General features: G+C 40.1%; 9 protein-coding genes. 8 read left to right on the top strand and 1 reads right to left on the bottom strand.

Annotated elements, in window-relative coordinates; all coding sequences use genetic code 11:
- Positions 1-386: 386 nt before the first annotated feature.
- From ACIQXF_RS13840 to ACIQXF_RS13855, 4 genes are all read left to right on the top strand, one after another.
- Entirely contained in the window at positions 387-2120 is a 1734-nt protein-coding gene (locus tag ACIQXF_RS13840) for an ABC transporter ATP-binding protein (protein WP_402783701.1), read from the top strand.
- A complete protein-coding gene (locus ACIQXF_RS13845; RefSeq protein ID WP_402783702.1) occupies positions 2117-3928 on the top strand; it encodes an ABC transporter ATP-binding protein in 1812 nt (603 codons plus the stop codon). Before ACIQXF_RS13840 ends, ACIQXF_RS13845 begins: the two co-directional genes overlap by 4 nt.
- A 57-nt stretch (positions 3929-3985) precedes the next feature.
- Entirely contained in the window at positions 3986-4408 is a 423-nt protein-coding gene (locus ACIQXF_RS13850) for a DUF1801 domain-containing protein (RefSeq protein ID WP_402783703.1), read from the top strand.
- Positions 4409-5114: 706 nt separating this feature from the next.
- Complete coding sequence (locus tag ACIQXF_RS13855) at positions 5115-5408, top strand: 3-isopropylmalate dehydrogenase (RefSeq protein WP_402783704.1); 294 nt, start codon at positions 5115-5117, stop codon at positions 5406-5408.
- Between the two features lie 117 nt (positions 5409-5525).
- On the opposite strand, the gene ACIQXF_RS13860 is transcribed toward ACIQXF_RS13855, so the two are convergent.
- Entirely contained in the window at positions 5526-6434 is a 909-nt protein-coding gene (locus ACIQXF_RS13860) for a LysR family transcriptional regulator (RefSeq protein ID WP_402783705.1), read from the bottom strand.
- A 92-nt stretch (positions 6435-6526) separates the two neighbouring features.
- Between ACIQXF_RS13860 and ACIQXF_RS13865 the strand changes: the two genes are divergently transcribed.
- From ACIQXF_RS13865 to ACIQXF_RS13880, 4 genes are all read left to right on the top strand, one after another.
- Positions 6527-7720, top strand: a complete 1194-nt coding sequence (locus ACIQXF_RS13865; protein WP_402783706.1) for an MFS transporter — start codon at positions 6527-6529, stop codon at positions 7718-7720.
- Positions 7721-7833: 113 nt separating this feature from the next.
- On the top strand, positions 7834-8835 hold the full coding sequence (locus tag ACIQXF_RS13870) for an ATP-binding cassette domain-containing protein (RefSeq protein WP_402783711.1): 1002 nt from the start codon (positions 7834-7836) through the stop codon (positions 8833-8835).
- Positions 8832-9647, top strand: a complete 816-nt coding sequence (locus ACIQXF_RS13875) for an ABC transporter permease (RefSeq protein ID WP_402783707.1) — start codon at positions 8832-8834, stop codon at positions 9645-9647. The genes ACIQXF_RS13870 and ACIQXF_RS13875 overlap by 4 nt, the downstream gene beginning before the upstream one ends.
- 254 nt (positions 9648-9901) lie before the next feature.
- The gene (locus tag ACIQXF_RS13880; RefSeq protein WP_402783712.1) at positions 9902-10609 is read left to right on the top strand and encodes a toast rack family protein; all 708 of its coding nucleotides are present in this window, start codon (positions 9902-9904) and stop codon (positions 10607-10609) included.
- The last annotated feature ends 129 nt before the right edge of the window (positions 10610-10738 follow it).

Genomic DNA, 10738 nt, shown 5'->3' on the forward strand with positions numbered 1-10738 from the left:
TAGGTCATAGAGAAAATCGCTCAGGAGAAGTGTAGAACTGCTCGGGTAAGGAAGAAAATCGCTCAAGAGAAGTGTAGAACTGCTCAGGTAAGTAAAAAAATCGCTCAGGTTCAGTGTAGAACTGCTCAGGTAAGGAAGAAAATCGCTCAGGTCAGTGTAGAACTGCTCAGGTAAGCAAGAAAATCGCTCAGGTGCATCAAAGAACTGCCCCAACCAAAAGAAAATTCCTCCGCTAAAAAAGTACAACTGCTATGTTTACCGACACCTACATAACTTATCAGTAGTGTCTCAAATATTACGAGACACGAAAAATTAATTGCCACTTGAGAATGATTTTCAGTTATAATATAGAGCGAATGTGATTTAGAAGGAACGGAGACGAAAGAATGAAGGCAGTTAAACAGTTAGGGCAGTATTTAGGGCCTTACAAATTTTTTACCTTGATTGCGCCGCTACTTATGGTGCTTGAAGTCACAATGGATTTGCTTCAACCCACAATCATGCAGCATATGATTGATACGGGTATTGCCAATGGCGACAATCCATATGTGTTGAAAATGTTCGTGTGGATGCTGATGAGTGCTGTATTTGGGCTTGTTGGTGGGATTGGTTGCTCGTATTATAGCTCGAAGGCAGCGATTCATTTTGCATCAGATGTTCGTCTGGCACTTTATGAAAAAATGATGACGTATTCGGCAAAGGAACGTGACGCTTTTACGACAGGGAAGCTTATTACAATTTTAACGAGTGATGTGGAAAGTGTTCAGCGTGCGTTTATGATGACACTGCGTATTTTTGTGCGTGGGCCTCTTTTATTTATTGGCGCAGTCGTTATTGTTTTTGTAACGGCACGTGAACTATTTTCCATATTGCTGATTATCGTGCCGATCTTAATAATTGCGATGTACTTTTTCACGAAGTATTCAGGTGTTTTGTATCGTAGGGTTCAAGAGGCGATTGATGGTGTTAATACGAAGCTTCAAGAAAATTTAGCAGGGATTCGTGTTGTTAAGGCGTTCCGTCGTGAAACGCAACAGATTGAGCAATTCGGTGAACTGAATGATGCCCTTACCAAACGCTTTATTACAGCAGAGCAAATTATTGGTGTGCTTGTGCCGTTTACGATGTTCGTTGTCAATCTCGGGATTGTGGCTGCACTTTGGCTTGGTGCAATTAAAGTCGAGGCAGGTACATTGAAGGTTGGCGTGATTCTCGCTTTTATCAACTATTTAACGATCATTTTAAATGGTTTGATGTCCTCGAGCATGGTGCTAATGCAAATTGCACGAGCGGTTCCATCAGCAGAGCGCATCGTGGACGTCTTAAACAAAGAAGTAGCCGTTAAGGAAGCAGAAAATGCGCTTACGATACCTATTCAAGGAGCGATCGACTTCCAAAATGTGAGCTATCGTTTTTACGAAACAGCAGAGGATGTGCTAAAAAATATTACATTTTCCGTAAAGCCAGGGCAAACGGTAGGACTCATCGGTAAAACAGGTAGCGGAAAATCAACGCTCGTTAAGCTCTTACCTCGCTTGTTTGATCCAACGAGTGGTGAAATACGCTTGGATGGTAAGCCATTAAAAGATTATGCATTATCAACGTTACGGAAACATATTGGCTTTACCTCCCAAAAAGCACTACTATTCTCAGGTGCCATTGAAAAAAATATCCGCATTGGTCAGGAAGAAGCAACGGCAGAGGAAATACAACAAGCACTTGATGCGGCATGTGCCTCTGAATTTGTGGAGCGACTTGACAAAGGCTTAGCACATGAGCTTTCTCAAGGGGCAACGAATCTCTCTGGTGGTCAAAAACAACGACTAGCGTTAAGTCGTGCACTCGTTAGGCAGCCAGCTATTTTAGTGCTCGATGATACAACTTCTGCGTTGGATAGTGCCTCTGAAAAACATGTTCAGCAAGCCATTCAAGAGCAATATAAACACACAACAATATTTATGGTAGCGTCTAAAATTGCCTCTATTCAACAAGCAGATCTTATTCTAGTAGTAGAGGACGGCGAAATTGTTGGTCAAGGTACACATCAACAATTATTACAGGATAATGAGCCCTATCAAGCAATATATGCTTCACAGCAAAAGGCTGGTGAACAACAATGAGTCAAAATCAACCAAAGCAAATGAATTTCGGTCGTGGGCCACGTATGGCAGGGCCAGCCGAAAAGGCGAAAAATCAAAAAGCAACCATATCGAGAGTATGGCAATATGTCAAGCAACAAAAAGTAGGGCTATATCTCTCCATATTTTTTGTTATTGCTGCTACATTTTTAAGCTTAGCAGGGCCATATATGATCGGGCATATTGTGGATGAGTACATTATGAAGAAGGACATTGCTGGTACAATTCGTCTTGGCATTGTCCTAGCGGTGATTTATACTGTAGCATCTATTTTCACATGGCTACAAACGTATGTCATGATTCATGTAGCGATGAAAACCATTCGTACATTACGTCTAGCATTATTTAAAAAGCTTCAAACGCTCACACTGAAATTTTACGATCAGCGAGCGCTTGGTGATTTAATGAGCCGAGTGACCAATGATATTGATAATTTAAATACAGCACTTGCACAAAGTGTGACACAAATTGTGTCGTCCGTTTTAACGGTCATTGGCGTGAGTATTGCCATGTTCTCTCTTAGCTGGCAGTTGGCAATCGTGACGCTCATCATTATTCCGTTAATTGTTTTCTCGACTAAGCAAATTGTGAAACGTAGTAGTAAAAACTATGCGGCACGTCAACGTGATTTAGGAAAGCTTAATGGTTATATCGAGGAAATGATAACGGGAGCGGAGGTTATCACACTTTTTGGTAAGGAACAGCAAACGATTGAGACGTTCCATCGACAAAACGAAGATCTCCGCAACTCGGCACAACGCGCAGAAATTACTTCAGGCTTATTAGGGCCGATTAATAACTTTATGAACAACTTAGGTTTAGCCGTTGTCATTGGTACTGGGGCGCTTTTATCGGTCAAAGGGATCGTTTCTGTTGGGGTCATCGCCGCATTTGTGACCTATACACGACAGTTTTTCCGTCCGCTCAATCAGTTATCGAATCTATTGAATACCTTCCAATCGGCAATTGCAGGGGCAGAGCGTGTCTTTGAGATTTTAGATGAATCATCAGAAGTGGCCGATAAGGAACATGCCATTGATTGTCCAAGTCTAAAAGGGGATGTGGCATTTCAACAGGTGTCCTTCAGCTATTTGCCAGAGAAGCCGGTACTGAAAAATATTAGCTTCCATGCCAAGGCTGGTGACACCATTGCACTTGTAGGGCCAACAGGTTCAGGGAAAACAACCATTATCAATTTGCTCACTCGTTTTTATGACGTAGATGCAGGTGAAATTTTGATTGATGGATATAATATCGAAGATTACAAAATGGCCACAATCCGTCAAAGAGTCGGGGTTGTGTTGCAGGATACGTATTTATTCTCAGGGACTATTCGTGAAAACATTCGATTTGGTAAGCTGGATGCCACGGATGCAGAGGTAGTGCAAGCAGCAAAAATCGCGAATGCGCATAATTTTATTAAATATTTACCTGCACAGTATGATACACCCGTTCAGGCAGGTGGGGCAAACCTCAGTCAAGGCCAACGCCAGTTACTAGCCATTGCACGTGCTATTTTAGAGAATGCAGATATTTTAATTTTAGATGAAGCCACGTCCAGTGTGGATACGCAAACAGAGGTCGATATTCAAAAAGGCCTACAGCATTTAATGCAGGGACGCACAAGCTTTGTCATCGCACATCGCTTAAAAACAATCGAAAATGCCGACCAAATTCTCGTTATTCAGCAAGGGGAAATCGTCGAGCAGGGCAATCACCAGCAGCTCATGCAAAAACAAGGCATTTATAGTAACCTCCAGCACAAGCTTTTGCTAGAGCAAGTAGAGTAAAATATAGTAAGCTGTTTATTAAGTATTTAACTATTATAAAGAGGGGGAGGTAAAGACATGTATGAATTAAAAACGAAAGAAACGGACGAGAGCGTACTTGAATTTATTGAAAACGTCGAACATCCTAAAAAGCGTGAGGATGCTTACCGATTATTGGATATTTTTGCTGAAGTCACAGGCTTTGAAGCAAAAATGTGGGGACCAAGTATTATTGGCTTTGGCAAATATCATTATAAATATAATACGGGGCATGAAGGCGATGCACCTCTCGTTGGATTTTCCCCCCGCAAAGCAAAAATCAGCTTATATTTTGCCCCAGGTGATAGCGAGCGAGAGCAGTTATTACAGCAATTTGGCAAACATACAACAGGGAAGGCCTGTGTTTATATTAATAAACTTGCTGATGTAGATGTGAACGTACTAAAGTCGCTCATCCAACAATCTGTTGCTTTTTTACAAAAAACTTATCCAAATGAATAGTACAAAGGGGGTGTCTCAAATGACTTTTGAGACGCCCCCTTTCTGCGTGAAAACGATGTGTTAGCGGCAAAAGTGTGTTAAAATCTCGTTTTTTTAAAGAAAGCTTTTTTCAGCCTGCATAGAGGAATGTTTCCAATTCTTTTACTCTGTCCCCATCCCTGCTTTTCGTAGCTGAATAGCGATATATTTAAAAAGTTAGGCGATAAATTAAAGAATTTTATCGATAGGCTGTTTCTCAAAGATTGATAAACGAAGCAGGTTAGTTTAAGTCAATCTCTTTTATATTTGGAACTTACATCCAACTGTAAACGTCAAACTTATAAATTCTCTACTGTTATTAGCGAAATTGAAGGAGACTTTTATGAAATCGAATCTTTTGGTGTGGGTATTTTTTCTTCCTTTATTTTTATTTTTCAGTTTAATGTTTTATATTGAAGTGTCAATTTATTCAGCCTTGCCTCCAGAACTAGGTGGAAGGGGTTTTTGGGTGGAATTTAAGAATGTTTGGTATCGTTCAATTTGGTTTTATGCAATATTATTGCTAATTTCCTTCTTGCTTTATTTGAAGGTTCTACATAAAGGAAAATAAAGAATTAATGAACTAATGCTGACTAACGGGCTTAACAGGAAGGATTACAAATGATTAAGAAAAAGAGTGTAATAGTAATTCCAATCAGTAAAATCACTTTTGAAAAGAGGAAGTTAAATGAATGAAAATTTTTTCCTAATATCTATGATCTTTTTTATTGTTATTGCAAATATGATTGGCTTTGTATTCTTCAAAAAAAAGAAAAGTTTATATTTTGCTGCTTTCATAATATTATTACTAGCAGGTGCATTTGGTGGAATGGGAGTTATACTAGCACTATTTATTATTCATGATGCTTTTGCAGTGTTCTATGGGTTGAATCTTGCCTACTATTTGCTAATCAATAGTCTTATCGTGTTTCTTCTTGCCATTTTAGCTACTATAATTAAAAAATATAACAGAAAAAAATGAAGGATTTACTAAAGACCAAGTTAATCTACAAAATGTGTAGAATCAACTTGGTCTTTATGTATTAACAACAACAATCTATACGAAAACAGCCTATCGATAAATGAAGACCCTATTGAACTAGCTTTGTTCAATAGAGTCTTCGAGCAAGGATTCTATTACCTTTTTTAAGTGAAGAATAGGTGATTGTTCACTTTCGTTCTTCTTATAAATATAAACTGTTTCGATTGTTTTATTGAGCTGCTGCAAATCATAGCAATGAATATTGGTATAGTTATAAAGATCCAATAATTTTGTATTTAACACCGCAATCGTATTGTCTATTTGTAGAAAATCTAGAATACTACTCACCGATTTTATTTCTTTCATTGTAAAAGGAACTTGATTGTTTTTAAGCCACTCTGCCATAGCCCGTGTATACATACAGCCCTTACTTAGCACAAGCAAGGTAACAGGTGAACATTCCTCAAAACGAATAATATGGGTATTGTTCGAAATGACTTCAAATGTTTCCTTCGCCAGAATGTCATAGTTTAAATCTGTATAGTGTTTAATTGGGTTACTTGTTAGGGCACAATCCATTTCGGCATTGTGGACTTTTTGATTTATCGAAGTACTGGATTCTACCGTGAAGTCTACATCTATCGGAATATCGTTGGTCTGTAAGGCATTCATGATGGATGCGCCATAAATTTTGATAGTTGTATGGGAAGTACCAAAATTTAATGTAGTTTGTTTTGGTCCAACGGCTTGTAAAAATTCCTCATACTCCTGTGTAATGAGCTTTAAAAAATGTAAATATTGGATACCTACATCTGTAATCTTTAAGCCCTGTGGTGTCCGCTTAAACACCTCTTGTCCAATTTCAGCCTCCATTTTTTTCACTTTAGACGTTAAGGCAGATTGCGTATAATTCGTCATTTCTGCGGATTTACTTAAATTTTGCCTCTCCAATAGTTCAATTTTCAAGGCAATTTCTTCTATGTTCATGTCGTCTTTCACACACCTATTAAATTTTTTGATAGCCACTATCATTTTCCTCCATTTTACGCATTCTGAGGGCACGCGTAAACTCTAGGTAAGTAAAATGAATGAGTGTCATGCTATTGGAGGAGTTTTTTATGAATACATATTATAAATGGGTGATCTTATTAGTGGCTACGCTTTCCCAAACTGCGGCTACATTTGTAACGTACGGCATGGGGCCGATTGCCACATTTTATCAGATTGAATGGAATTTATCATCTTTACAAACAGGGTTCATTGTTTCTGCCGTTAATATCGGGCCCATTTTTTCGATGATGGTGTTCGGCTATTTGATGGATAAAAAAGGAGAGAAGCAAATCATTGGCTGGGGCTCTATTTTATTGGGGCTTTCCGCGTTACTACTCATGATGGTGAATAACTATACGGTGTTGCTATTGGTCTTACTAGTCGTGGGGATATGGTATGGAAGTGCGCAAACAGGGGGCAGTACGGCCATTGTCAAATGGTTTCCTGACAAACATCGAGGGCTAGCGATTGGCATTCGACAAACAGGTATTCCAATTGGTGGCGCCTTAGCCTCAGCTATCCTCACTTATATGTACAATCATTATCAGCTGTCATCGGTTCATCTGATACAAGGCATTGTGGCGATTGCTGGAGGCCTACTATTTTTACTAATTTATCAGGAACCTAAACATCGTGTGAAAGTAGCGGCAACAACTGTAACGTTTAAAGAGAAAATAAACTCCATTAAAAATAACAAAGCTCTATATCCAATTTATATTGTTGGCATCGTCATGATGACCTTACAAATGATCCTTATCGCGCATTTGATGAGTTATTTACATCAAGAAGGTGGGTATTCCTTAGCAGAGGCTGGGCACTATTTAAGCGTTGTATTAATAGGTGGGATGATTGGCAGGGTCGCTATTGCCTGGATTAGTGATCGTTTTTTTGCACGTAAGCGAGAGCGCTTATTAGTAATCGTGATGGCTAGTGCAGTTATTTTGACGGTCATGCTACCGTTTATGCTACATGCGAAAATGTTGATGTTATTATTTTGTTTTTGTTTAGGCTTTATAGCACTTGGCTGGTATTCCTTATTTATCGCATGTGTGACGGAGCAATCAAATCCACATTATGTCGGCTTAACGGTAAGTGCAGCCTTAACATTAAATCAGCTATTTATTGTCATTGCGCCATCCTTATACGGCTTGATGGTCACTCTTTTGTCGAGCTATCAGGTGGCGATGAATATAGTGGCACTAGTTGTCGCACTCGGTGCAGTAAATTTACATAGGGCTACGCAAAAAAACGTCAGGAAATAGTGCAGTTCACATTCGGTTCATATATTTGTTGTATTATCCGTTTAGAAAAGTAATTGCCATCTACAAAAAATGCAACGATGGGAATTGATAAAGGAGGAAATACAATGAGCGATATGAATAGAATGGAAAGCTTGTTGGTAAATCGTGAATGGGCCATTGAAGCGCAAGGTCTCGTCAAACATTTTGGAGAAAATCGCGCTGTTGATGGTGTGGATCTGAACGTACGTGCTGGCACGATCTATGGTGTGCTTGGTCCTAACGGGGCGGGAAAGACGACTACTATCAGAATGCTCGCAACTCTTCTGCGAGCAGATGCTGGATCGTCACGAATATTTGGCTATGACATCGTGAAAGAGCCACATATTGTGCGGCAATTGATTGGCGTCACAGGTCAATATGCTTCAGTTGATGAATCACTTAGTGCAACAGAAAATTTGATTATCTTCTCACGTTTGCTAGGACTAGGACGAACAGAAGCCCGAAATAAGGCAGCAGAATTATTGGAAGAATTCGGTTTAACAGAAGCAGCGAAACGCCCTTTGAAAAATTTCTCTGGTGGTATGCGTCGTCGCTTGGATCTAGCAGCGAGTCTAATCGCTCAGCCACCGTTGATTTTCTTAGATGAGCCGACGACGGGACTAGATCCACGAACACGTAATCAAATGTGGGATACGATTCGTCGCTTAGTAGATACAGGATCAACTGTCCTGTTAACGACACAGTATCTGCAAGAGGTCGATGAGCTGGCAGACCGACTTGCGGTTATTGATCATGGGCGCGTTGTTGCGGAAGGGACGGTCGATGAGCTAAAAGCATCTGTTGGTACTTCATCTTTACATTTAAGCATTCAAAATTCACAAGAGATGATAGCTGCTCGTGAAACCGTAGAGCAAATACTTCAAGTAAAAACAACTATTTCACAGGAAATCGGGAAAATTACTGCTCCGATGGCAGATGTTGACCGAGTGACGGATTTACTGATTGCACTCCGTCAAAAAGGAATTCAGCTTGACGAGTTTAGCGTACAAAAACCGACCCTAGATGAAGTATTTTTGACAATCACTGGTCATGGCGCAAAAGAGAATGCTCTCCAACTAGAGGAGGAAACAATATGAAAAGTAATACTATAAAATCACTTACTGGACGTCCATTGCTACACACACCAAGTATCAATCAATCTGTAAGAAATTCGTTAACGATGGCTTATCGGGGTGTATTAAAAATACGACGCACACCGGAGCAATTGTTCGATGTAACACTTCAGCCGATCATTTTTACGCTAATGTTTACCTACATTTTTGGTGGGGCGATTTCTGGAGATGTGCAAAGCTATTTGCCTGTCATCATTCCAGGCATTCTCGTGCAGACTGTCATCACGACTTCAATTGTCACAGGCGTTCAGCTAAGGGAGGATATGGATAAAGGGGTGTTCGACCGATTTAAGTCACTGCCAATTGCACGCATTGCGCCACTAGCGGGGGCCCTGTTGGCGGATACGATTCGCTATACCATTGCAACTGTGCTCACTTTTTCAATGGGATATATCATGGGCTATCGACCAGAAGGTGGAGTGGGTTACGTGGTACTCGCTGGACTTTTAGTGATTGTATGTGCGTGGGCTATAAGCTGGATCTTTGCCTTCTTTGGTGTCATTGCACGGACAGCTTCGAGTGTTCAGGGGATTTCTATGCTCGTACTGTTTCCACTGACATTTCTTTCAAACGCTTTTGTGCCAGCCGAGACCTTGCCAGATTTCCTACAATGGTTTGTGAAAATTAATCCGATTTCACATCTCGTAACGGCTGTCAGAGAGCTGACGAATTCAGGAACGATAGGTTGGGATTTATCGGCTTCTCTCATTGGAGCGGCTGTGGTTGTCGTCATCTTTGCGCCACTAACAGTGAAAGCATATATGCGTAGAACATAAGTAAAGCAATCAGTGGGGATTTTCTTCATTCCTCACTGTCATTCCTTCAAAGCTAGCAATTCGAGGCTTATGATCATGAAGGAAATCATTATTCTCCCTACAAATCTTCAGATATTTTCTCATATTGAATGAGTCTTCACTACGTCTCAGGTCTTAGACGAAGTTAAAGCGGAGGGTCGTTTTTATTATTGGATATTCCTATATAATGAATTTATTGGTAAATTATATAGTGGGAGGAAATAAAATTGAAAAAAATGATCGGAATTGGTTTAATAATGGGTGCTTCGTTATTGCTTATATCGGGGTGCAACTCAGTGTTCCCAGATAAGACCCGAGATGAAGAGATCCTCGTAGAAAAGGATAAAGCAGAAAAGTTAGAGGTTGATGTAAATCTTGGAGTTGGAGAATTGACTGTTAAAAAAGGCGCCAAGGATTGGGTTGAAGGTACTGCTCAATATAATATTAAAAAATTGGCACCAAAAGTACATTATGACTTGCATGGTAAGACAGGAAAAATAGAGATTGAACATAAGGGCTCAACGAACATCCGTCTTGGAAAAATGAAAAATACATGGGATATCGAATTAAATGAAGATATTCCAATGGATCTCTCCATTGAAACCGGTGCGTCGACGGCAGAACTTGATTTACAAGGGCTGCAACTGGAAAAATTAGATATTGAAACGGGCGTCGGTGATTTACTTGTGGATTTAGGCGGCGATTGGAAAAAAAGCTTCGAAACGAACATTGAAACAGGCGTTGGTGCGGCTACTGTCATTTTACCATCAACGGTTGGGGTAAAACTAACAACAGAAGAAGGAATAGGTTCTTCGAGTATAGAAGGCTTAATTTCCAAAGGCAAAGGCGTCTATGTCAACGAATCCTATGAAAATGCTGATGTCGTGCTAGAAGTCAACTCAGAAATCGGCGTTGGCGATATCACCTTTAAACTGGATAAATAAAAGTTTAGTAGGCTACTTTAGATGAAGTAGCCTACTTTTATGTGCGCCCGGCATGCGTATGAACTATAGGGTGCAAGTCCCGAACCCCGAAGACAGAAGTAGAGGTTAGCCAAGAGCAAGGGTGTCCGT

Origin of the sequence: Lysinibacillus sp. NPDC097231 (genome assembly GCF_044761885.1) — a bacterium.
GTDB lineage: Bacteria > Bacillota > Bacilli > Bacillales_A > Planococcaceae > Lysinibacillus.

Coding starts and splice junctions, on each gene's coding strand:
- ACIQXF_RS13865 (WP_402783706.1), top strand. CDS start 6,527: ATGAATACATATTATAAATGGGTGATCTTATTAGTGGCTACGCTTTCC.
- ACIQXF_RS13870 (WP_402783711.1), top strand. CDS start 7,834: ATGAATAGAATGGAAAGCTTGTTGGTAAATCGTGAATGGGCCATTGAA.
- ACIQXF_RS13840 (WP_402783701.1), top strand. CDS start 387: ATGAAGGCAGTTAAACAGTTAGGGCAGTATTTAGGGCCTTACAAATTT.
- ACIQXF_RS13850 (WP_402783703.1), top strand. CDS start 3,986: ATGTATGAATTAAAAACGAAAGAAACGGACGAGAGCGTACTTGAATTT.
- ACIQXF_RS13855 (WP_402783704.1), top strand. CDS start 5,115: ATGAATGAAAATTTTTTCCTAATATCTATGATCTTTTTTATTGTTATT.
- ACIQXF_RS13875 (WP_402783707.1), top strand. CDS start 8,832: ATGAAAAGTAATACTATAAAATCACTTACTGGACGTCCATTGCTACAC.
- ACIQXF_RS13880 (WP_402783712.1), top strand. CDS start 9,902: ATGATCGGAATTGGTTTAATAATGGGTGCTTCGTTATTGCTTATATCG.
- ACIQXF_RS13845 (WP_402783702.1), top strand. CDS start 2,117: ATGAGTCAAAATCAACCAAAGCAAATGAATTTCGGTCGTGGGCCACGT.